We start from the raw sequence: 23,469 nt of genomic DNA, 5'->3' as shown, positions 1-23,469 counted from the left end.
ATACAATAAAAGTATTGTATTAATTGTTACTGTTAGTGGGAAGAGTTTTTACTGTTAATGTGGATGAATCCCTTTTTGATGTGCTGGTTCAGCACATATTTTCTGAATATGAAAGAGAAAAAATTCCCGAGATAAAGGTCATACTTCCTTGCAAGAGGGATGTGATAGCGCTACTCAATGCATTCAAGAATTATAACGCTGAAAAATGCATAATTTTGCCAGAGATAGTTTCGCTAGAGAACATTGATGAGGAAGATTTAATATTAAATCTTGATAGAGTTAAAGTTATAAGTCCAATAAAAAGGACGCTGCTACTCATTCAATTCATATTGGAATGGAATAGAAAAAATAATGATAATTTCCCAATTGATTTAGCTTATAGCCTGCCATCATTGCTTGATAAAATTCAGTATACCCAAATGGCAGAGTTCGATGAACATTCAAAAAAAATAGAAAGTTTCATAAATTTACTTATTGAAACATGGAATAAAATTTTAAAAGATTTAGGAGTAGTAGATATATTAGAACATAAGAGTGATTACATAAACAGTATGATAACCTCTTTACAAAAAGACCAACATATAATCTTTGTTGGAATCGGAAAGGATAAGTCGTTAATTAAGGCTATATATGACCTGCCGTTTGGAGAAATAATTTTGCCTAACCTGAATTTGAAAATTAAAGAGAAAGACTGGAAATTGCTTGATAAAAAACACTATCAATATTGTTTGAAAGATCTGCTCGATTATTTAAATGTAGATAGAAGGGATGTGAGTTTTCTGCCAGAAGCGTGTTCTCCAGTGCTCCGACACTGGGATCCAGAAAACTTAACTTTAAATGAACGCACCAGGTGGCTGTACAATAGAAACTGGATTCCAGTGTCAAGCACTGGAATGACACCATCTACTACTCAAATTACCTGCAAATTACAATGTTCGTACACTAAAAATCAGAGGGCTGGGATGACAGGAAGTCCTGAGCTAGATTATGTCTTTGATACAACTGCCGATCTAAGCAAAGTTAGTAGTGGACATATTGGCAATATTGAAGTCATCACTTGTGATTCCAGAGAGGAAGAAGCACAAGTGACATCATTAATTATAGAAAATGAAGGTTATGAAAACGTTTCTTTGGTTGTCTTTGATAAATTACTTGCAGCTCGTATAGCATGTTTATCAAGGCAACACAGTGCCATACCGGAAAATTATCCTTATATAACGCTTCTACTTTATAGTATCGAAGTTTTGACCTCAAATTGGAGCAGTGTGGCATTACTTTCGCTCCTTAAACATAGGCTAGTGACTTTTGGTTACACTCAAGAAGAGTACTCTCGGATTTTATCTGAATTTGAAATAGAGATATTACGCAACTTTAGTACAAATGGCCTGAGCGATATTATAAATGCTATCAATGCTCATAAAAAGCTAAAACATAAAGAAGATATATTACTTATTATCAGTAAGTTAGAGATTATATTTAATCCTTTACTTAACATTATAAATTGCCCTATTTCTGATGTGGTGGCAACTCATTTGCAGTGTATTAATGTGCTATCTGGTATAAATTTTTCAGAGCTAAATAGTGAAATAGGTAATTTCACCTGTAATTTCTTGAATGCATGTGAGGGTATAGAAATTAAGTGCTCCTTAGAGTTATATAGCCAAATTCTGACCTTATTTTTAGAGAAAGAGTTTTTCTCTGTAGCAAGTGACTTGAATAAATTCAGCTTATATCACAACAAAGTTGTAATACTCGCTGGATTTAATGAAGCGCCAAGCTTTCAAAGTCCGCTTTTGAATGCACTTACGAGAGAAAAATTTAACCTTCCTTCTGCGCAAGAAGAGCAGGGGTATTTTTTTTATACTTTACACAATTTGTTTTGTGCAAGTAAGGTTTATATTACAAGATCGCTAAGCCATAGAAAACCAATTCTATTGCAGCGTTTGGAAATTCTGCTTAAGGAGGGGAAACAGCCGTATCGTGATTGGCTGAGGGTATTAAATACGCCTGAATGTACTGTTCCATGTACTCAGCCTATGCCAAAACCTCAAACCGAAGTTAGAAAAGAAAAAATGCAGGTGATGTCTTGCAGTGCAATAGAAAAGCTAATCCGCAACCCTTATTCATTTTACGTTGAATATATACTGGGCCTTAAACAATTAAGAGACTTGAATTTTAAGCCATCGATATTGGAATTTAGCACTATGGTACACAACATTCTTGCAAGATATTTACGCAACAAAAAATCTCCAATGAGCATTGCACGAGAAGCATTTTCGACTAGTCAGTTTAATTTTTCAAATATGTGGTGGGTAAGACTACAAAAGATAATTCAATCTTTTGTCGAATTTGATGAAACTCGAAGCAATTATGTTGAGTTGGAAAAGAACTTTTCCTGTCCGATATTTCATATTCCAGCGCGTGACACTGGTTCTTGTGATCAGTATGAAACTGCTTGGATGACAAATAGGCCACAAGAAATCTTACTGACAGCAAGATGTGATAGAGTTGAGTATCTACCAAGTGGGCAAGTAGCAATTATAGACTATAAACTTGGTTCACCACCTTCCAATGAAGAAGTGATGTCGGGGTTTTTTCCGCAATTAATTTTGCAAGCTTTAGCGGTAGAGTATGTGACCGGAAGGGAAGTCTCAGAACTTGCTTATTGGAAACTTGATTATGATAAAATAAAAGTTATTTCTTTGCGAGATTATAGACAAAAAATGCAAGAATTTCAGAATGATCTGCCAGATTTTTTATCTAATTATTTAAGTAATTCCACACCCTTTATTGCCTCTCCATATTTTGATAAATTCCTGAGATTTAACAGCTATAAACAGCTAGAAAGGGTAGGAGAGTGGTTGTAAATGGTGTCATCCGAGTAGCTGACACTGGGATCACCGCGAACCGTCATACCGCCACGAACCGTCATATCAACTATGTTTTTTTTAAATTTTTTGAATTTAGTTTTATTACAACTCTTGTTTATAATTTTGTATTTTTATTCAATTAGAAAATGCATTTTTGACAATAAACACCCTAATTTATCATAGAAAAATTTTATATCAAACAACAGTTACTGCTTAGATTTTATGGTTTGTGCTTTAAGTGTGTGTGGACGCACATATTCGTTAACTTATTTCCTATGCAGATTTTTTTAATTCATATTAACTGCTTCTTTAAGCCTGGCATTAGCAATAACCATAATTTTACGCATTAGAGCTTACCATCTTCTTCTTACCACTTTCAATGAGCTTGGAATAAAATGCACCAAGTGCAGATTTGAGCAGCCATTGCAGCCGTTAGTACGAACATTGCTTCTACCGCCTGTTATTCTTCGATAACCAATAGCTTTTCCACTTTCTTTTGGATGCGCCAGCAAGACTTGCTACTTCTTTTCTGTTTAAGTAGCCAAGCTCTGGCATTAAACACAGAAAGTCTTGAGATAACTTTTCCAGGAACTGTTTTAAGGATTTTTTGACGTTGTTGTAACTCACGGCTTTCATCAATAATTTTTTGTATAGTATTATTGAGTTCATCTATTTGACTATTAAAGAATCCGATAGTTTTTTGACAACTTTCTTTTATATGGTCGTTTTCAGGTGCTTCCAGTCTACATTTTTCCTGAGTTCTCATTTGCGTAATGTCATCACGACGTTGACAAAGTGCAACCAAGGTTGATTGTTTTTCAGAAGTGGGGAGAGAGAGTTCCATGACGCATATTGAGCAAGAGCCCTTGCATCTGATTTATCGGACTTTGCTAAAGTTCCGTGTGACAAGATGAAGCTTTTTACTTTACGGGTATTAGCTCGATGTACAGCGATATTCTTGTCAATAAGAAAATGCGATAAACCAATTTCCTGTATTTTCTAAAGTTACTAAAGAATTAGGTAAGATATCTGAAAACTTTTTAAACAATTGTTGCCAACCAGAAGCATTATTATCAAATTCGACAACACTCTTCTGTGTGTGAACCGCAATAACATTTTTAAATTTTCCGATGTCAATACCAATAAAATTTTGATAAGATGTAACCATATTAATAACCTCGATAGTTTATTGATTTAAGATTGTAAACGGGTGCATACATATGTCCCATGCAACTATTCAAACGTATCGAGGGATAGCCTTGATATAAACGGTTGTCAACGCCGCGTCGGTCGCACACGCCCGCTATTCCTATAGTGAGTAGTTCCCTCTTGTTTCTTTTATAACATATTTGTATCCGTTCAGCGGAGTGGCAGAATAAGGTAGACAAGGTGATCTAAAAAGATAATCATAGAGCAAAAGTGAAATAATATGGTAAACCTTTTAGAACTTTGCAAAAATTTACAGCAAAAAATAGAAAGGTTAGAAGCAAAAATAGAAAGATTGGAAAAAGAGAATGAAAGTTTAAAAGCAGAAAATAAGGCTTTAAAGATAGAAAATGCTGAGTTAAGAGAAAGACTCGGTTTAAGCTCAAAAAATTCATCAATACCAAGTTCCAAAGAGTTGTATAAAATAAAAAAGAATAAGCCGAAAAGCGAAAGGAATATTGGCGGTCAGGTTGGTCATAAAGGAAGTTTTCGCGCCAACATGGATGCAGATAAAGTAGTAAAGATAGAGTTGCCTAATACTTGCGAATGCGGAGGAGAAATTGCAATATGTGAAAAACCATATATTCATCAGAAAGTTGATCTTCCAGAAATCAAGCCTTATGTAGTGGAATATCAGTTAGAACATGGCCGTTGTCGGAGATGCGGAAAGAGAAGAAGTAGCAAGTTACCGGAAGGTGTTACGCCAGATACATTTGGTCCAAGGGTTAAGTCAATAATTGCAGCGTTCAGCGGATTCTACAAAAATTCAAAACGCGAAATAGCGAGTGTCGTAAATGATATCTTCAATTTGAACATAAGCGTCGGTAGCATATCAAATAGTGAACATAGAGTTGCTTCAAAATGCAAAAAAATGTATGAGCAGATCGAACAAGAGATAAGTAGGAGTAAAGTTCTACATATTGATGAAACGAGCCATTATAACAAAGGTAAACTCGCTTGGTGTTGGATGTTTGCAAGCAATACGGCAAGTTTTGTAAAATTTACAGAGTCAAGAGGAATGAAAGTTTTACAAAATAGTAAATTCTGCAATCGCAATAGCTTGGTAATAACTGACAGGTATGCAGCATACAATTATTTTGCCGATAAAAACAGGCAAATCTGTTGGGCACATTTATCAAGAGATTTTGAAAGATTAGCACATAGTTGGAATATTGAAGTTAAAGTTCTGGGTTGTTACTTGAGAAACGTGGCCACTGAATTATTTGCACTAAAAAAAGCTTTACTAAAAAGTGAGATAGATGTTTTGAGGTTTGTCAGACGTGCCAGAAAATTAAGAAAACGTACAAAGTATTACTTGAAGGAGATATCTCGTTTACCTGAAGCAATTGGAGCCTCTCGAGTTGCAAAAAATGTTCTGAGATCTGAAAGAATGATGTGGAAATTTTTAGATGACCCAGAAAATATTCCGCTGACAAATAACCACGCTGAACGGCAAATTCGGCATTATGTCGTTTATCGCAAAAACTCATATTTTACACAATCAAAGCGGGGAAATACATTCCTTGAGCGGATAATTTCATTATACTTAACTTGGAAACAAAGGGGTCTCAATCCTTTCCAAAATCTCCTATCTATTGTTTCTTAAACCACTCTCCTGAACGGATACACATATTTTTAACTTACAACCGCCGCGGCGCTAACAAGAGATCCCGCTAACAAGTAGCGGGATGACGAGCTTATCGTCATGCCGCCGCGAACCGTCATACCGCGATTCATTCGCGGTATCTCAGCCGCTAACAAGAGATCCCGCTGCGGGATGACGGTTGTCGTTCAGCCACAAACATTAAGAAATTTACCAAATGAAAAAAAAGGCAAAAGAAGCCCCGTGGTTATTATCCGCTTTAAAATATTGGCGTTTTTTATGTTTTAAACGCTTGACAAGCGAGATTCAGCCGCTTTTAATTGCAACTAACTTACGCTGCAAATGTTTAAGAAATTTACTAAGCAGAAAAAAAGACAAAGAATCCCCAAGTTAGCTAGTCTTTTACTATCTCTGTCGAGTATTGGCATTTTTTGATGTCTTGTAACGCTTTATAAGCGCGTTCAGCTTATTTAGATAAAAATCTAGATGTAGATGAAGTTTTGTAAAGACATACAGTATCTATATACTGCAAAAAATTGAACATAAGACGCCGATACATTAAGTAATCCTTACCTTTTAATCTGCAGATTGGCGAAAGCAAATACAATAGCTTCAGTTTCATGATAAGGGGGCTAGCGGAGTTTGTCAAGGGATTTTTGACGAAATGATTTTGAAAGTAAAGAGCGGGAGAAGGGGTTCGAACCCTCGACCTCAACCTTGGCAAGGTTGCGCTCTACCAACTGAGCTACTCCCGCAATTAAATTAACCTAAATTTACTTAATTATAGGCATATACAGCGATTTGTAAACCCCGTGTACATGAAAAATGTGAGAGCCCATAAATTTGCGTGGTTCCTTCTATGATCTTTTCGTATACTTAAGGCTTATTTTTGATTATCATAAGTTTTTAATTATTCCACAAAGCTTTATGGGAATATTTTTATATAAAGACGACTTGCCAGCTAGTTCAATACCAGATGATGTAAGGTCTATAGCTGTTGATACCGAGGCAATGGGGCTACTTCATGGCAGAGATAGATTATGCCTTGTGCAGCTCTCTTTTAATGATGGCAACGCTCACTTAGTTCAACTCAAGAACGATTATACAGCGCCAAATTTGAGAAAAATATTAGAGGATAAAAATATAACTAAAATATTTCACTTCGCGCGATTTGATGTGAGCATAATACGTTATTACTTGGAAACTTGGGCACTTCCGTGCTATTGCACAAAGATAGCTTCACGTTTAGTTCGCACTTACACAGATAATCATAGCTTAAAAGAGTTGTGCTTAGAGCTGCTTGATACCAAACTAAATAAGCAGCAGCAATCTTCTGATTGGGGAAATGAAAATTTAACAGACAAACAAAAAAGTTATGCTGCATCTGATGTTTTGTATCTCCACAGGATAAAGGAAAAGCTAGACTTAATGCTGGAACGTGAAAATAGAAAAGAATTGGCCCAAAAGTGCTTTGAATTTCTTCCTACTCGTATTGAGTTAGACTTAATGGGTTGGGAAAACGTGGATATCTTTAACCACCAGATGTAATAGAAGTTTTTTGTTTGTGCAAAACACTTTAGGGCAATTTTTCAAGCTCTGCGGTAAGAATTTAGTTGATTAACTGCTAATAGATACGCTATATTTTACAAAAATTTAGGTATTTTATGAGTGATGATATTACATCGGTAAATGATCAAAATTTCAAATCTGAAGTCACTGACTATAAAGGGTTCGTGCTGGTAGATTTTTGGGCAGAATGGTGTGGGCCATGCAAAAGTCTAATGCCACGTATAGAACAATTGGCTAAGGATAGAAAAGGCAAGATTAAGATCTGCAAATTCGACATAGATGAAGGGACTGAAGTGCCAAGTAAGTATGGAGTGCAATCTATACCCACTTTAATCATATTTCAAGATGGTAAGGAAATTGCACGCAAAATTGGTGCAACAAATGATTTGTCAAGTTGGGTTGATAGTGAAATAAGCTAATAGACAAATTTGCTTTTGTGTGTATTATAAATATTGATAAAAGGGATTGTAGCTCAGTCGGTTAGAGCAGTTCGCTCATAACGAATTGGTCGTAGGTTCGAGTCCTACCAATCCCACCATTGTTAGCATGATCGTAACAATGAGAAAACTATAGTATATGAATTATATGTTGATATAATAGAGGAAATAATGGAATTTACTAAATCTTTGAATAATAAGTTAGATGGGTTGCACTTACTAAATCATCCATTCTACCAATCATGGAATACAGGAAGCTTAAGCTTGCAAGCTTTACAAACCTATGCTAAAGAGTATTATCACCATGTTGCTGCGTTTCCTCGTTATATCAGTGGTATACATTTTTTGTGCCCAGATTTAAAAATGCGACAGGTTTTGCTTGGTAATTTGATAGAAGAAGAACAAGGTGATGAAAATCACCCAGAGTTATGGAAACGTTTTGCTGAAGGGCTTGGTGTAACACGGTCTGATCTCCATAAGGATGCACAGATTAAAGAGACACAGGAGTTAGTTGATGGTTACTTTGATATTGTACGATCAGGTTTTGCTTCCGGTTTGGGTGCACTTTATGCTTATGAACGTCAAACTCCAGAGGTTTCTAAGTCTAAAATTGAAGGTTTAAAAAAACACTATTCAATAAGTGATGAGCGTTCTCTTCAATTTTTTACGGTCCATATGCATGCTGATGAATGGCATTCTGAGGAATGTGCAAATCTTATTGAAGATCTAGATGAAAAAGAGCAAGATAAAGTTATGCAGGGTGCTCAAAAGGGAGCAAGGCTCTTGTGGGGTTTTCTTGATGGAATGATGAATGCTAGCGTGTGTTAGTAGTTGTAAGTAGCTTAAACTCAGTGATGTTGGAATGCAATGTCTGCATGTAATCTTCTTATATCTGACTTACGGCTTTGGGTTCATTTAGGCTATAGTGCAGAAGAGAAGTATCATTCTCAATTAGTTAGTGTTAATATTGATTTTACCTTTAAATCCCCCCCTTTAGGACTTACAACTGACCGGCTTGAGGATACTATATGCTACTTGGAGGTAGTTCAGAGTATTCAATCTCTCGTTCAAAGCAAGCAATTCAACTTAATCGAGCATTTAACTCATGATATATACAGGACCATTAATAACCTTGTGATGCAAAAAAAGCTTATTATTTCTTCTATAGGCGTAACTATTCACAAAGTTGCACCACCTGTCCCCAGTGTGCATGGAGGTGTTTTCTTTACTTATCGTAATGCGTTGCAAGAATGATTTACATTTCTATTGGCTCAAATATGGGGAATCGCTTTTCCCATTTACAAAAGGCTGCTCAGTTACTGCAGGAACGCTATTTTAAAAATTTAAAATCTTCAATTATTCTGGAAACTAAGGCTATTTTACCAAATGATGCTCCACCTGGGTGGGACAGGCCATTTCTAAATATGGTTGTGTATGGAAGTTGTTCTTCTTCTCCTGAAGAGCTGTTAAAGGGCCTTAAACAAATTGAATGTGACATTGGCCGTCTGCAGGTCTATGAAAAATGGGCACCTCGCGTTATTGATTTGGATATTTTGTTATGGGATGACCTGACACTTGATACACCCTACCTTAAGATTCCTCACCCAGAATTGATAAACAGACCATTTTTGCTTCACTTGATGGCAATGCTGAGTCCCATGGCAGTAGTTAACAAAACGTTTGGTACTATTAACCCTAACATTAAGGATTGCTTTTTAAGGAGTTTTACGCTTTCACCAGAGCTTGTAGGTATTGTTAATATTACTCCTGATTCATTTTCAGATGGTGGTCTTTATTATGATGCAGATCAAGCAACCAAGCAGGCACTGCGGCTGTTATCAGATGGTGCAAGCATAGTTGAACTTGGTGCTCAATCAACAAGACCTGGCTCCTCAATACAAACTCCAAAAGCAGAATATGCACGCTTAAAACCAGTGCTTGATAATCTCAATCAGTATATGAAAGTTGGTGACATTAAAGTCAGCATTGATAGTTTCTGGCCAGATGTTATTTTGAATGTTTTGGAGCACTACAACATTGCCTGGGTAAACGATCAGAAGGGAGATCTAGATGATAATACCTTAAAAGCGATTGCTAGCAGTGGATGTAGTATCGTTATTATGCATTCACTCTCCATACCACCACATAGTGACAACATTATCCCAAGTGACATTGATCCAATTGATACCATAAATAATTGGGCAGAAAGGAACATTAATAGATTACTAGCTCTAGGTTTTGATCAAAGCTCGATCATTATTGATCCTGGTATTGGTTTTGGCAAATCTATGTACCAGAATATCCAGATTTTACGCAGTATAGAAACGTTACAAAATTTTGGCTGCAAAGTTCTGGTTGGTCATTCTAGAAAGTCATTTATTTCTTCTTTTTCTACAGAACCTGTCTTTAACCGAGATTTAGAAACAATTGCTTTATCATCTGCATTGCACAACAAGGTTGATTTCCTTCGAGTGCATAATGTGCGTGATCACATGCGATTTTTTGTAGCTCAAGCTGCTTTACAGGGATGCTAGTTATCGGAATTATGGCTGTTGATCCCAAGGGGGTAATTGGAATAAATAATGGATTGCCCTGGCATTATCCAAGTGAGTTAGATCATTTTCGTCAGGTGACTGACAAACAAGTTATTGTTATGGGGAGAAAGACATTTGAAACTATGCCTCAAGACATATTAGGGAATCGTATTCCTATTGTTTTTTCTCGTGACAAATTAAATTCTTGTTTTAACAGAGGAGTAAAATGCACTATTATTTCTTCTATGCAAGAGTTTTTGTCAATCCAAAGTAATTGGAGTTACCCTCAAATCTTTGTGATTGGTGGAGCACAAATAGCGCATCTTTTTTTAGAATATAATCTAATTTCAGAGTTCATCATGACAGAAATTTACAAACCCTATAAAGGTGATGTATATTTCAACTTAACACTTCTTGATGGATGGCATAAAACTATTCTCACCAAAACGAAAGATTATACTATATGTAGGCTAACACGTTAATATGCATGTTAAAGCAATTTATACCCACCGCATTGAATGTGGAGAAGTATTAGAGCAGGTTCTTGATCGCTATGTTTCAGAGTTGCTAGGAGAGGAAGTTGTTCTTGCTATCACATCAAAAATCATTTCTGTTTGTCAAAAACAAGTGGTTTGCAAAACTGCTTGTTCTAAAGAAGAGCTAATCAAAAGAGAAGCTGATGCAATTGTTGGTGTAGACCATAATTCTTACGGCATCTATTTAACGATTAAAGACAATATCTTAATTCCATCTGCTGGTATTGATGAATCAAATGGTAATGAAATGTATATTTTATACCCAAAGGATGTTCAGAAAACAGCTCTATCAATATGGAACTATCTCAAGACAAAACACTGCATAAAACATCTTGGTATTTTGATTACAGATAGTAATGTAACACCTATGCGTCGTGGGGTTACGGGCGTTGCTCTTGGTTGGTGTGGATTTGAACCACTTTATTCCTATATAGGCAAGCTAGATCTTTATAATCAACCACTGCAAGTAACACAAGTCAATCTTCTTGATGCACTGGCAACATCTGCTGTTTTAGTTATGGGGGAAGGGGCGGAGCAAACACCAATGGCAATAATTAGTGGTGCACCAAAGATTCACTTTCTTACTCGTCCGCCAACTGTAGAAGAAGAAAAAAGTGTTAAGATATCTATGGAAGAAGATCTTTACTCTCCTCTCCTCATGAGAGCCCGTTGGTTAAAGAGGAACTTAAAAATTTGCTATTAGACTTCTTAGAGGTTGTCCGGAAACAAGTAAAAGGCTATAATATCTGAAATTTTAGTACGGGGTAAAGATGAGAAAAAAGTATCCAACAGATCTAAGCGAAAGGGAATGGGCAAGAATAGAAAAACACTTCAGAGTATCATACAAGAAAGGAGGAAGGCCGCCAAAGTATAGCAAAAGAGAAATATTAGAAGCAATTTTCTATGTATTGCGTACAGGGTGTCAATGGCGGTATTTACCAAATGATTTTCCGCTATGGAAGACTGTGTATGAGCAGTTCAGGCAATGGAAGAAGCAGGGAATTTTTGAGAAAATGAATTATGAAATTACAAAATATAGTAGAAGAAAAATAGGAAGGAATGAGCAGCCGAGTGCCTGTATAGTAGATAGTCAATCTGTAAAGACTACAGAAAAGGGGGGATCAAAGGCTATGATGGAAGTAAAAAAGTAAAGGGTAGAAAAAGGCATATAATTACAGACACTCAGGGTTTTATACTAGGTTGTTACGTAGGCGCTGCTAACGAAAATGATAGAGATGGTATTAAAATAGCATTAAACAATATGAGAACAAAATATACTAAAGTTAAAAAAATGTGGGCTGACATGGGATACCAAGGAAGAAATTTAAAGAATCACATAAAGGAAGAATATGACATAGATATTGAAATTGTTAAAAGGCCTCCATGTAGATTTTGGGTGCACAAAGATACGCCACCTGAGCTACTACCAACAAGAGAACAAGGGTTTAAAGTACAGCCAAGAAGATGGGTTGTAGAAAGGACTTTTGCTTGGGTTAATAGGAATAGAAGGCTATCGAAGGAGTATGATTTACTCACAACATCCACTGAGAATTTCATATACCTAGCTATGAGTAGGGTTATGTTAAAGAGGGAATATGCTTGAATTTACTAGTTTCCGGACAACCTCTTATACCAATTCCCGCTACACAAGTAACGGATAGACAATAATAGAAAAAAAGCCATACTGAAGTAAGTAAAGTAGCGAGGTTTAAATGGCATTAAGATCAAAATTATTGGATGAAAAAGTGGTGGAATCAGCAAAAGAAATGCTGAAGAAAGTAAGAAATAACGCATATGTTGCAAAAAAACTAAATGCTGTAATTGCAGCAAAAAAGCACAGTATAACAGCCGTAGCAAAGATATGCTGCATTTCAAGAAAGGCACTTACTGCATGACCTAAAATTTGGCAGAGAAGAAAAATTATTTGCTCCGCCTCAACGCCGTAGAAAAACTATATTGAATCAAAGTCAACGTGAACAAGTTGAGGTGTGGATAGAGGAAAACCCCAATATTACTATAAAAGAAATGAAAATAAGAATTCAAGAAAAGTTTGGTTTGAATATCAGCAAATCTACAGTACACCGTAATATGCAAAGAATGAAATTCTCATATATCACACCAAGACCAGTGCATAACGGACAAGATAAAAGTAAACAAGAGGAATTTAAAAAAAAATCTTAATGAAACTATTGTCATGTATCCTGAAAAAGAGCTATTTTTCTTCGATGAATCGCGGTTTGGCACACATTCAAAGATTGGACACGGGTGGTTTAAAAAAGGCATTAGGACACAGGTTAAGGTAAAACTAGGTAGGCAAAATTTTTATCTCTATAGTGCAGTTAATCCCAGAAATGGAGAAAGTTCTAGCTCAAACGTCAATACTGATTGTATGAATATATTCCTTGAGCAGATGTCACAATATTTAGGAACAAGGGAGGCATTTCTTATCATGGATTGTGCTAGTTGGCATAAGTCAAAAAATTTAAAAGTACCTAAAAATATCGACATTATATACCTACCACCATACTCACCTGACCTCAATCCTGTTGAGAGGTTTTGGTTATATATAAAACAGAACATTTTGCGTAACAAAATCTACGACACAATTGCTTTGCTTGAGAGCGCTTTGTGCAAATTTATTACCTCTCTTTCTCACTCCACAATTAAAAAACTCTGCAATGCCGCTTATTTGATTCACTAGTAATGAGAATTGGTATTACATAACCATATAACATTGGGAATAGAAACAAAAAACTTACTTGACAAACTCCGCCAGCCCACTTATCATGAAACTGAAGCTATTGTATTTGCTTTCGCCAATCTGCAGATTAAAAGGTAAGGATTACTTAATGTATCGGCGTCTTATGTTCAATTTTTTGCAGTATATAGATACTGTATGTCTTTACAAAACTTCATCTACATCTAGATTTTTATCTAAATAAGCTGAACGCGCTTATAAAGCGTTACAAGACATCAAAAAATGCCAATACTCGACAGAGATAGTAAAAGACTAGCTAACTCGGGGATTCTTTGTCTTTTTTTCTGCTTAGTAAATTTCTTAAACATTTGCAGCGTAAGTTAGTTGCAATTAAAAGCAGCTGAATTTCGCTTGTCAAGCGTTTAAAACATAAAAAACGCCAATATTTTAAAGCAGATAATAACCCCAGGGCTTCTTTTGCCTTTTTTTTATTTGGTAAATTTCTTAATATTTATGGCTAAACGACAACCGTCATCCCGCTACTTGTTAGCGGGATCTAGAGATACCGCGAATGAATCGCGGTATGACATAGGGAACCCTTTCTTGGGTTAGCTATAGATTTACTTCGCATATTCAGCTAATTTTTATTACAATTACAACAAAATAATTTTGGCTTTGATGAAAACTGTATATGTATGTCAATCCTGTGGTCACAGCACTGGTAGGTGGGTAGGGAAGTGTATTGCATGTGACAATTGGGATACAGTTGTTGAGGAAATAGCAGTAAAAACGGGCAAAAGAAGTATATCTGCGCCAATTTTAATAAAGACGTTATCGGGTAGCGAAATTATCACTCCAAGTCGTTTTTTAACAGGAATAGAAGAATTAGATAGAGTTTTTGGTGGGGGTATCGTTCAAGGTGCTAGCATTTTAATTGGTGGCGAACCTGGAATTGGGAAATCTACCCTTTTGCTTAGAATTGCAGCTAATGTTGTGCAACTTTCCTCTTTTGAATGTCTTTATGTATCTGGCGAGGAATCTTTAGAGCAGGTGAGTCTCAGAGCAAAGCGTCTTAAGATAAATGAACCTAAAATTAAGCTTTTATCTACAGTGTCTTTAACTGATGTAGTAGCAACAATAAAGGAAAATAAAAGTATTAAATTCTTAGTAATTGACTCTATACAAACAATGTATGATAGCAGAATTACATCGGCACCAGGCACTGTAACTCAGGTCCGCACTTGCGCACATGAATTAACTATTCTTGCGAAACAATATGGTATTTCCCTCTTAATAGTTGGCCATATAACTAAGGATGGACAAATAGCTGGACCTAAAACTTTGGAGCATATGGTGGATACGGTATTATATTTTGAAGGTGAAAATAGTAATCAATATCGCATTTTACGCACTATTAAAAATAGATTTGGCCCTGCAAATGAAATTGGTGTTTTTGAGATGTCTGAAGCAGGACTTGTGCCTGTTGATAACCCATCATCATTGTTTCTGATGGCCCATGACAGAGAAGTAGTTGGCAGCGCCGTATTTGCAGGAATTGAAGGTTCAAGACCAATTTTAATGGAAGTGCAAGCATTAATAGCAGGGACTAATATGGCAACCCCAAGAAGGGCAGTAGTTGGGTGGGATATTAATCGATTGGCTATGATCATCGCGGTGCTAAATGCTTGTTGCAAAATGTTTTTGCATGATAAAGAGGTATACCTAAACATTGCAGGGGGACTCAAAATACAGGAACCATCGGCTGATCTTGCTGTTGCTGCTTCCCTTATTTCAAGTGTAGTAAATTTACCGCTGCCAACTTCTTCAATAATCTGCGGTGAAGTTGCACTTTCAGGAGAAATTAGGAATGTCTCGCATGCTGATCTCAGACTAAAAGAAGCACAAAAGTTAGGATTCAAAAAAGCAATTATGCCTAAAAATGGTAATTACTCTTCTCATGATATTGAGATAATTAAGCTTGGTCACGTAAGGGAATTAAGAGAAATTTTTAATTACAATTAAATAACGCTTCAGCAAATTCTTTGCTAGTAAACTCCCTTAAGTCCTCTATATTTTCGCCAATTCCTATAGCATGTAACTTTATCTTATAAGCTTCTGCAAGTCCAATTACCACTCCGCCCTTAGCAGTGCCATCTAACTTTGTTACGATTAGCCCGGTAACATTAACCATTTTGCTAAATGCTTCTAATTGGCTATAAGCATTTTGGCCGGTAGTTGCATCAAGAACTAAAATAACGTCATGAGGGGCAGTACCATCCAATTTCTTTATCGTTCTATATATTTTTGATAACTCCTCCATAAGGTTCACATTATTTTGCAGCCTTCCTGCTGTGTCAATTAGAACAACATCAACGTTATCCTTTATAGCTTGACTTACAGCTCTATATGCCACACTTGCAGAGTCGCTACCGTACTCTCCAGTAACAATCAAGCAATCAGAACGTTCTGCCCAAATGTTTAATTGCTCACTAGCAGCAGCTCTAAATGTGTCACACGCAACAAGCATAACGGATTTTCTCATCTCCTTATATTTATATGCAAGCTTACCTATAGTCGTGGTTTTACCATTACCGTTTACTCCGCATACCATTATTATATGTGGTTTTTTATTTAAAATTAACGGCTGCACGACTGGATTTAATATAGCTTCTATTTCATTCACTAATTGCTGCGTGATAATATTATACTCAACTTCCTTGTCAAATTTGATGCTTGTGAGCCTATCGATAATCAACTTAGAAGTTTTATGACCAATGTCCATGCTAATTAGCAATTCTTCTAGCTCATCTAAAAGCGACTGATCTAATTTTTTTTTGCCAGAAAAAATACTTTTCACTCCGTCGCTAAAGCGAGAAGAAGTTTTTAACAAGCCTTTATAAAGGTTACCAAATAAACTCAAGGGAATACTCCTTTTTAATTACAATATAGAGAATGACATGCACTACGTGTATTTGTAAAGTAAATACACTCGTAACCCATATATTTTGTGAGTAAAATATACTGTTTGCTAGTGCATTTTTCTTTAGTTTTTAACCTAAATATGTTATAATGTAGAATAGCGGTTCACAGGTAATTTTATGAGTTATAATGAGAAAATTTTAGATCATTACGAAAATCCAAGAAATGTTGGCTCTCTGGATAAAAATGATCCAAATGTTGGCACTGGTCTAGTTGGTGCACCATCGTGCGGTGATGTAATGAAATTGCAGATAAAGGTCAATGACAAAGGTGTTATTGAAGATGCAAAATTTAAAACTTTTGGCTGCGGTTCTGCCATTGCTTCAAGTTCCTTGTTAACAGAGATGATAAAGGGAAGAACCATCAGTGACGTTACACAGATAAAGAATACTCAAATAGTGGAAGAGTTGTCTTTACCTCCAGTGAAGATACACTGTTCGGTACTTGCTGAAGATGCTATAAAGGCTGCTATTCATGACTATCAAAGTAAACAAAAGAATTAAGAAGCTACGAACATGGGTGAATATCAAGAAGTAGGCGGAGGTGAAACTGTAAAAAAGAATAAAAAACTTATCACTATAACTGCGGAAGCAGTAGAAAGGATAAGGTATTTATTGGACCAAAAGAAGCATACTAACCTTGAGAAACCGGAAGAAGCAATAGGAATAAGAGTGCTAATTAAGCAAAAAGGATGTTCTGGTTTAAAATATGATATTGAATATGCATATGATACTCGTCCTTTAGAGTCGATAATTGAGGAAAACTGTAGTGATGGCCAAAAAGTTAAAGTGTTGATCGACCCAAAATCCGTCATGTTTATTCTTGGCTCTGAAATGGATTATGTAGAAGAAAAATTTTCATCGGGTTTTGTTTTCAAAAATCCTAATGAGAAAGGAAAATGTGGTTGTGGAGAGAGTTTTCATGTCTAGCAACTATTTTGCATTGTTTGAAATTGAACCAGCTTTCAATATCAGTTTTGATGAGTTAGAGAAAAAATATATTGAGCTAAGCAGGACTGATATAAATGAAAGACAGTCCCAAAACATGGAAAATATTAACAGAGCTTATCAAGTGCTAAAGTCACCACTAGAACGTGCTGAGCATTTGCTGGATTTTTTTGATGTGAAAAGCCAAAAGGACCACTTAAATTCTGAAATATTAAGTGAATCAATGGAAATAAGAGAGTATTTGCTGGACTGCGACGATCTACAATTTGCAAGCAGGATGATTGATGAAAAAATAAAAGATTGCGTTAAAAACCTAATTAACACTTTTGCTGTAAAGAATTTTGATGGAGCTGCTACACAAGTCTTAAGATTGAAATATTTATATAAGTCATTTGAGGAGGTGAAAAAGAATGCAACCAATTCAAATTTCTGAACCAAATTCAAGTGAAGTAGTTTTTGGTATAGATCTTGGTACTACCAATTCTTTGATTGCTATGGTAAATAAAGCTGGTAACGTGGAGATATTTAAAGATGAACAAGGAAGAGAACTGCTGCCTTCTGCTCTTTCATATGAAAATAATACATTGAAAACTGGCTACGATGTCGGTCAAAATGCAATCTACTCAATAAAGCGTTTAATGGGTAAAAGTGTTGAAGAATTAAATAAAGAAGGCCTCAATTTTGAAATAGATCATGAAAGCGAAAAAGTTATTAGAATAAAATGCGCAGAGGAAAAGTATCTTACTCCTATTGAGATTTCTGCTGAGATATTAAAAGCTTTATGTGAGAGGGTAAAAAAGTCTAAGGGACTGGAAGTAAAAAAAGCAGTGATTACTGTGCCAGCTTACTTTGACGATTCAGCACGTAACGCAACTAAATATGCGGCAAAATTAGCTGGCATAGAAGTTCTTCGCCTCGTTAACGAGCCAACCGCTGCAGCGCTTTCTTACTCCATTGAAAAGAACAATAGCAGTGGAATATATGCAGTTTATGACCTTGGTGGTGGAACATTTGATATTTCGATATTGAAATTGCATCAAGGAGTGTTTCAAGTTCTTGCGGTTGGTGGTGACACCAAACTCGGCGGTGATGATTTTGATCATTTGCTGAGTTCAATTGTGATTGATAAGTATAGAGAAAAGACGGCTAAGCAACTAAATTCCTTACTTATCGAATCACGTATTGTAAAAGAATACCTGAGCAAAAACACCTCAGGCATTTTTGAATTCAGCATTAACGGCAAGCCATTTGAATGTGAAATTACCAGAGAAGAATTCGAGCAGGCAATAAGTCCTTTAGTTAATAGGACTATCAATATAGTCACTCGTACTATAAGCGATATAGATCTTAAAATTGACGATATAAAAGGAGTAATTTTAGTTGGTGGTGCAACTAGAACACCATTGGTTCAAAATTCACTAGTCAAACTCTTTGGAAATAAAGTACTAAATGACGTGGATCCGGATAAAGCAGTTGCCATTGGGGCAGCTCTGCAGGCTCATGATTTAATTTCGAGCTCAAAAGATAGAAATATTCTCCTGGATGTTCTACCTTTATCACTTGGCATAGAAACTATGGGAGACATAGTTGAAAAAATCATACCAAGAAATACGCCACTACCAGTTTCAGAGATAAAAGAGTTTACAACTTATGTTGATGGGCAAACAGCAATGAAAATTCATGTTTGTCAGGGAGAACGTGAAATGATAGAGGATAACAAATCTCTAGCGCAGTTTGAACTAAAAGGTATACCGCCACTGCCTGCAGGTTCTGCAAGAGTTGAAATAGAATTCACAGTTAACGTTGACGGAATCTTGACTGTTACTGCAAGAGAAAAAACCACCAGAATCGAGCAGACAGTTGAAGTAAATTCAAGTTTTGGCTTGAGTGAAGCTGATATTCAAAATATGGTTGACCAGTCAATAAACAGCTTTGACGAGGATATGAAGGCTCGTTCCCTTGCAGGCGCTAAAATTAATGGAAATAAACTCATACACTTGGTTGAAAACAATAATAACCTTTCCACTGATCAAAAGTTGAAAAACCTATTACAAAATGCAAAAAACGCTTTACAAGGCAATGACTTGAATGAAATTAACAACACTATCGCCGAGTTAGAAAATTCTTCTTTAGAGTTGTGTGAATTAACAAATAGGTAGAAAAAGCTTACACAACCTTGTGCAATACCCTATTTAATCTCAAAGCAACAGGTAACCTGAAATTAAATGGTAACCAATCGACCTTTCCTAATTTAAATGATAAACCAACTATGCTTACACGCCCAATGATATTTTCCATTGGTACAAAACCAACTTCAGGAAACCTACTATCTAAAGAATTATTTCTATTGTCTCCCATAACGAAAAATTGATCGTTAGGTACATAATAAACCGGAGTGTTATATGATAGCTTATTAGAAATGTCATCTACCAAAATCTCATGTTCCTTGCCACTTAAAAGCGTTTCTATATATCTTGGTATGTTACGATTTGACTCATAATCAAAAAAACTTTCAATTTGCCTTCGCTTTACTTTCTGATCATTTAGGTATAATTCTCCCTCTATCATTTGCACTTTGTCACCTGGTGTTCCTATTACTCGCTTAACAAACCTGATGCTGTCATTTCTTGTGGGTTTGAAAACTACTATGTCGCCACGCTTTGGAGGGGTATAAAAAATCCTGCCGCTAAAAATGTTTGGAGAAAATGGAAAGGAGTGTTTACTGTAACCGTATGAATATTTACTAGTAAAAATGTAATCCCCTTCAAGTAGGGTGCTTTTCATTGAACCAGAAGGTATATGAAATGGCTCGAATAAAAAACTACGTATTGACAGCGCAATCAACAGTAAAAAAAACAATGAAGATAAAAATCTTCCCGTTCTTATCACCCAGTTTTTGCTTAGTTCTTCCAACTTTGTTTTTCTTATAAATTAAGCTTATTATAATACATAAATTAAAAAATGGTAATATGAAATTTTATTTGTGAATGTTATTCCTCTATTCAAAACGATTTTGGTTCATTTCTTTCAACGGTGTCATCCAAGTAGCGTGACACATAACTGTACGAACATTGCAATTTGCAGGTGGCAGATGAAAGTAGCTGATGCACATCTGTACGAACATTTGCTTTTGTTAAGGTAATATGGTGTTATGAAAGTAGCTGACACTGGAATGGCTTTGTTGCATCGCTACTTATGAAAGGCTAACTATAGTTAGGATTATAAGCAACCTATTGAAAATCTTGTTTTTTTGCAATCAATCTGATCAAATTTAAGAATAGTAATTTGTTATTTATATTAATAAATTTAATTCTATTGAAAATAGCTAAAGCATTGAAATTCTTGAATTTTAGCCGGATTGGTAAATGGTAGTGAAATTTCTTTTACTCAAATTTAGGTATTCATTGACCGTTCTTGTTATAAATACCAGAATAATAAGCTACTGATATTCCCTATCTTTTTTATCTTTAATCCATCATAGCTAGCGATGCAACAAAGCCCACTGGAATCCAGGTTGTAACCGTTCACGGATTGTGAGAATGAATAAAGAACTAAGCAGTCGTAACTTTTGGAAGGGATTTTGGCCATTGAGACGTGATGTCAAAAATATCGACAACATTCTTTCCACAAATCTTTCTCCATGTTCCGACCAGGTGAAAAAGCTGTTTTTACGATAGCCGTCTAATTTGCCGTTCTGCAAGGTTGTTGATTGACTTCAGGCTTTCGTAAAAACTTCCACACCATATCCTCGGCCTTAACATCTTAATGGCCATTCTCAAACCATTTACAAGCCTTGTCATTTCATGCCCCCCCTTTTTGCATTAGTTGTGTAGCATCTTTTAATATTAGCAAGGCCTATAATAGTGCAACACTGCCTTACGTATTGCCAATCCAAATTCTACTTGCTGTAAAATAACACAATCTGCTACATCGCTGCTAATCTCAATCCCTCTGTTTATTGGCCCTGGGTGCATAACAATCGCATCTGGTTTTGCGTATGATAGCTTTTGTGAATCAAGTCCATACAAATAAAAATATTCTTTCTCTGAAGAACTATTATTCATGCGCTCTTTCTGCAATCTCAAAAGCATAATTACGTCAGCATCCTTTATACCTTCAATTAATGAATAATGGACTGAATCTACTTCAGGAAAATGCTTACAAATCAAAGTTGGTGGTGCGACCAAGTTTATCTCTGCTCCAAACATTTTTAGCAATCTTATATTTGATCTTGCAACTCTACTGTGCAGAATATCTCCACATATCACAACTTTGAGGTCCTTTATTTGCTTTTTGTGATTGCTGATTACAAGATAGTCTGCAAGAGCTTGAGTTGGATGTTCACTACTTCCATCGCCTGCATTGATTAGCGAGCAGTTAACATACTTTGCCAGTGTATTAATGATACCACTACTTTTATGCCTGATTATTATGTAATCAGGATTCATTGCATTTAATGTTTTGATCATGTCTTTTAGATCTTCTCCCTTGTTAATAGAAGAAGATCTTATTGGCAAAGTTACAACATTTGCTCCAAGGCTTTTTGCTGCTATTTCAAAAGACGCAAGTGTACGCGTTGAATCTTCAAAGAATAAATTTATTACTGTCTTATTTTCCAAGATATGACTATTTGCAACTTCTTTTTTAAGGTACTGGTTGGCCAACTTAGTTATATTTTCTACATCATCGACTGTAAGGTCTGAGATGTTTAACAAATTCCTTCTCTTGTTCATAGTTTCCTTTTCAACTACTTGAACCTATTCTACTTTCTTATTACCTTTTTTCAATAGACTTCTTGTGCAGCAATTGTTTTGGTGAAAGAACGGAAAAAGATAGTAAAGTCAAAATTAAGTTAGAAGGAAGAAAAAGTTCAGCGAGTCAAGAGTAAGGTATATTAGCATAAATCTTTCATCCCAATGTTTAGTGGCGCTGGGGATTACTTCCACTTACACTCATCCGCTATCATAACAGCCTCAAAAAGATGCTTCTCAAGTTCACTTAGAGGCAAATCACTTTGTGAATAATTTCCCCAAGATTTTAGTATATCGGAAGTTTCAACGCCTTCAATAATAGGATATTCTTGGTTTTTTTTAGCGTATAACTCTTGAGCCTGCTTGCTTACTAAAAATTCCAATAAGACTATAGCATTTTCCCTGTTTTTTGCGTTTTTTGTTACTGCTGCACCACTGATGTTTACCATTACACCGTGATCGTTGCGATTAGGAAAAAAAGCCCCTAGCTTGTCTGCAACATTCTTTTTATTTTCTGATAAAAGAATTCTCGCAAAGTAGTAGCTGTTTACTATTGCAACATCTCCCTCACCCGCTGCTACGGCGTAAATTTGATCAGCATCACCACCACTTGGTTTTCTTGCCATATTGCTCACAATTCCGCTTACCCATTCTTTCGTCTTTTCAAAACCATTATTTGCAATCATAAAAGCAATTAACGATCTGTTATATGGACTTGTAGAAGAACGCACTAATATTTTTCCTTTCCATTTTTCATTTGCTAAATCTTCATAAGTACTTAAGTCCTTAGGGTCTACTGACTCTTTATTGTAAACCAATATCCTAGCTCTTTTTGTAAGACCAAACCAATAATCTTCACTGTCTCTAAATCTTGCAGGTATAACACTTTTTAAAACCTCTGAATCTACTTGAGATAAAAGTCCTCTTTTTTTTGCTAGAATTAAGTTGATTGCATCAGCAGTCAAAAATAAGTCAGCTTCACCACCGTTTTCCATTCGTGAAAGTAGCTGAGAATAATCATCAATGATGTAACGTACTTTAATACCTGTATTTTTCGTGAATTCATCAAACAAAGTACGTACTAATTCTTCTTTGCGCGATGAATAAACATTTACCACTTGTGAGTCATTAGTTCCGTCGTTTCTGTATAAATAAGTAATAACTATCAATATAATTGCTATTAAGGATGTGAATATAAAGGCTTTTTTCATATTGGATAAAAAATAACTTCTTTCAGTTAAAGTTACCAAGATGGTACAACTTTAGCAAGTGTAAAGTTCGTTAGATAAATCATAAAAACTTCCTTGACAAGCTTCGCCAGTCCCCTTATCATGAAACT

20 protein-coding genes, 2 tRNA genes and 2 pseudogenes are annotated in these 23,469 nt (G+C 35.7%); 17 read left to right on the top strand and 7 right to left on the bottom strand.

Translation table 11 applies throughout. The annotated features are described in order from the left end of the window. Window positions 1–35 precede the first annotated feature (35 nt). A complete protein-coding gene (locus EA652_RS04415; RefSeq protein WP_012673295.1) occupies window positions 36–2,867 on the top strand; it encodes a WPE palindromic element domain-containing protein in 2,832 nt (943 codons plus the stop codon). Window positions 2,868–3,157: 290 nt separating this feature from the next. Here EA652_RS04415 and EA652_RS04410 read toward each other — a convergent pair. Then, window positions 3,158–4,038 (bottom strand): annotated as a pseudogene (locus EA652_RS04410) (IS110 family transposase). Window positions 4,039–4,299: 261 nt separating this feature from the next. Between EA652_RS04410 and EA652_RS04405 the strand changes: the two are divergent. After that, window positions 4,300–5,682: an IS66-like element ISWen3 family transposase gene (locus tag EA652_RS04405; protein ID WP_007548562.1), complete on the top strand. Its 1,383-nt coding sequence runs from the start codon at window positions 4,300–4,302 to the stop codon at window positions 5,680–5,682. A 679-nt stretch (window positions 5,683–6,361) separates the two neighbouring features. On the opposite strand, the gene EA652_RS04395 is transcribed toward EA652_RS04405, so the two are convergent. After that, window positions 6,362–6,434, bottom strand: a tRNA-Gly gene (locus tag EA652_RS04395). Window positions 6,435–6,606: 172 nt separating this feature from the next. On the opposite strand from EA652_RS04395, the gene EA652_RS04390 reads away from it, so the two are divergent. From EA652_RS04390 to radA, 11 genes and pseudogenes are all read left to right on the top strand, one after another. After that, window positions 6,607–7,227: a ribonuclease D gene (locus tag EA652_RS04390; RefSeq protein WP_012673294.1), complete on the top strand. Its 621-nt coding sequence runs from the start codon at window positions 6,607–6,609 to the stop codon at window positions 7,225–7,227. A gap of 116 nt (window positions 7,228–7,343) precedes the next feature. After that, window positions 7,344–7,667, top strand: coding sequence for a thioredoxin (gene trxA, locus EA652_RS04385; protein ID WP_007548839.1), 324 nt, complete (start codon window positions 7,344–7,346; stop codon window positions 7,665–7,667). Window positions 7,668–7,709: 42 nt separating this feature from the next. Continuing rightward, window positions 7,710–7,786: transfer RNA gene (locus tag EA652_RS04380), tRNA-Ile, on the top strand. 70 nt (window positions 7,787–7,856) lie between these two features. Further along, complete coding sequence (locus tag EA652_RS04375) at window positions 7,857–8,513, top strand: CADD family putative folate metabolism protein (RefSeq protein WP_007548840.1); 657 nt, start codon at window positions 7,857–7,859, stop codon at window positions 8,511–8,513. Between the two features lie 39 nt (window positions 8,514–8,552). Next, window positions 8,553–8,939, top strand: a complete 387-nt coding sequence (locus EA652_RS04370; RefSeq protein ID WP_007548841.1) for a dihydroneopterin aldolase — start codon at window positions 8,553–8,555, stop codon at window positions 8,937–8,939. Further along, window positions 8,936–10,219, top strand: coding sequence for a dihydropteroate synthase (gene folP, locus EA652_RS04365; RefSeq protein WP_006280499.1), 1,284 nt, complete (start codon window positions 8,936–8,938; stop codon window positions 10,217–10,219). Before EA652_RS04370 ends, folP begins: the two co-directional genes overlap by 4 nt. Continuing rightward, window positions 10,213–10,701 (top strand): dihydrofolate reductase, encoded by a 489-nt coding sequence (locus EA652_RS04360; protein WP_007548842.1) that lies wholly within the window; start codon window positions 10,213–10,215, stop codon window positions 10,699–10,701. Before folP ends, EA652_RS04360 begins: the two co-directional genes overlap by 7 nt. Before the next feature lies 1 nt (window position 10,702). After that, window positions 10,703–11,458 (top strand): putative folate metabolism gamma-glutamate ligase, encoded by a 756-nt coding sequence (locus tag EA652_RS04355; RefSeq protein ID WP_012673293.1) that lies wholly within the window; start codon window positions 10,703–10,705, stop codon window positions 11,456–11,458. 67 nt (window positions 11,459–11,525) lie between these two features. Further along, a protein-coding gene (locus EA652_RS04350; protein WP_094189578.1) for an IS5-like element ISWpi1 family transposase occupies window positions 11,526–12,358 on the top strand; the annotation gives its coding sequence in 2 pieces (ribosomal slippage) (window positions 11,526–11,895 and window positions 11,895–12,358; 834 coding nt in all). Window positions 12,359–12,467: 109 nt separating this feature from the next. Next, window positions 12,468–13,456 (top strand): annotated as a pseudogene (locus EA652_RS04345) (IS630 family transposase). Window positions 13,457–14,131: 675 nt separating this feature from the next. Beyond that, window positions 14,132–15,475 carry a DNA repair protein RadA gene (gene radA, locus EA652_RS04335; protein ID WP_012673292.1) on the top strand — a complete coding sequence of 448 codons (1,344 nt, stop codon included), beginning with the start codon at window positions 14,132–14,134 and terminating at the stop codon, window positions 15,473–15,475. Here radA and ftsY read toward each other — a convergent pair. Then, on the bottom strand, window positions 15,462–16,373 hold the full coding sequence (gene ftsY / locus EA652_RS04330; protein ID WP_007548850.1) for a signal recognition particle-docking protein FtsY: 912 nt from the start codon (window positions 16,371–16,373) through the stop codon (window positions 15,462–15,464). The genes radA and ftsY overlap by 14 nt on opposite strands. Window positions 16,374–16,551: 178 nt before the next feature. On the opposite strand from ftsY, the gene iscU reads away from it, so the two are divergent. Genes iscU through hscA form a run of 4 tightly spaced genes read left to right on the top strand, consistent with a single transcriptional unit; the run spans window position 16,552 to window position 19,538 of the window. Next, window positions 16,552–16,935 carry a Fe-S cluster assembly scaffold IscU gene (gene iscU / locus EA652_RS04325; RefSeq protein ID WP_007548853.1) on the top strand — a complete coding sequence of 128 codons (384 nt, stop codon included), beginning with the start codon at window positions 16,552–16,554 and terminating at the stop codon, window positions 16,933–16,935. Window positions 16,936–16,947: 12 nt separating this feature from the next. After that, a complete protein-coding gene (locus tag EA652_RS04320) occupies window positions 16,948–17,361 on the top strand; it encodes a HesB/IscA family protein (protein ID WP_007548854.1) in 414 nt (137 codons plus the stop codon). After that, window positions 17,354–17,812, top strand: a complete 459-nt coding sequence (locus tag EA652_RS04315; protein WP_012673291.1) for an iron-sulfur cluster co-chaperone HscB C-terminal domain-containing protein — start codon at window positions 17,354–17,356, stop codon at window positions 17,810–17,812. The genes EA652_RS04320 and EA652_RS04315 overlap by 8 nt, the downstream gene beginning before the upstream one ends. After that, entirely contained in the window at window positions 17,790–19,538 is a 1,749-nt protein-coding gene (hscA, locus tag EA652_RS04310; protein WP_012673290.1) for a Fe-S protein assembly chaperone HscA, read from the top strand. The genes EA652_RS04315 and hscA overlap by 23 nt, the downstream gene beginning before the upstream one ends. A 7-nt stretch (window positions 19,539–19,545) precedes the next feature. Here the strand turns inward: hscA and lepB are convergent, their stop codons facing one another. The 4 genes from lepB to EA652_RS04295 all read right to left on the bottom strand — a co-directional run bounded on the left by lepB (window position 19,546) and on the right by EA652_RS04295 (window position 23,341). Beyond that, window positions 19,546–20,292 carry a signal peptidase I gene (lepB, locus tag EA652_RS04305; protein ID WP_007548756.1) on the bottom strand — a complete coding sequence of 249 codons (747 nt, stop codon included), beginning with the start codon at window positions 20,290–20,292 and terminating at the stop codon, window positions 19,546–19,548. Between the two features lie 755 nt (window positions 20,293–21,047). Beyond that, window positions 21,048–21,179 carry a hypothetical protein gene (locus EA652_RS07305; protein ID WP_255317428.1) on the bottom strand — a complete coding sequence of 44 codons (132 nt, stop codon included), beginning with the start codon at window positions 21,177–21,179 and terminating at the stop codon, window positions 21,048–21,050. 45 nt (window positions 21,180–21,224) lie between these two features. Beyond that, window positions 21,225–22,112, bottom strand: a complete 888-nt coding sequence (locus EA652_RS04300; protein ID WP_006280416.1) for an aspartate carbamoyltransferase catalytic subunit — start codon at window positions 22,110–22,112, stop codon at window positions 21,225–21,227. Window positions 22,113–22,315: 203 nt separating this feature from the next. Beyond that, window positions 22,316–23,341 (bottom strand): Fe(3+) ABC transporter substrate-binding protein, encoded by a 1,026-nt coding sequence (locus EA652_RS04295; RefSeq protein WP_006280417.1) that lies wholly within the window; start codon window positions 23,339–23,341, stop codon window positions 22,316–22,318. Between the last annotated feature and the right edge of the window lie 128 nt (window positions 23,342–23,469).

It is taken from the genome of Wolbachia endosymbiont of Drosophila ananassae (assembly GCF_008033215.1).
In the GTDB taxonomy this organism is placed as follows: domain Bacteria; phylum Pseudomonadota; class Alphaproteobacteria; order Rickettsiales; family Anaplasmataceae; genus Wolbachia; species Wolbachia pipientis.
The sequence above is the reverse complement of the archived record's forward strand: the minus strand, read 5'-3'. Positions and strand labels throughout refer to the sequence as shown.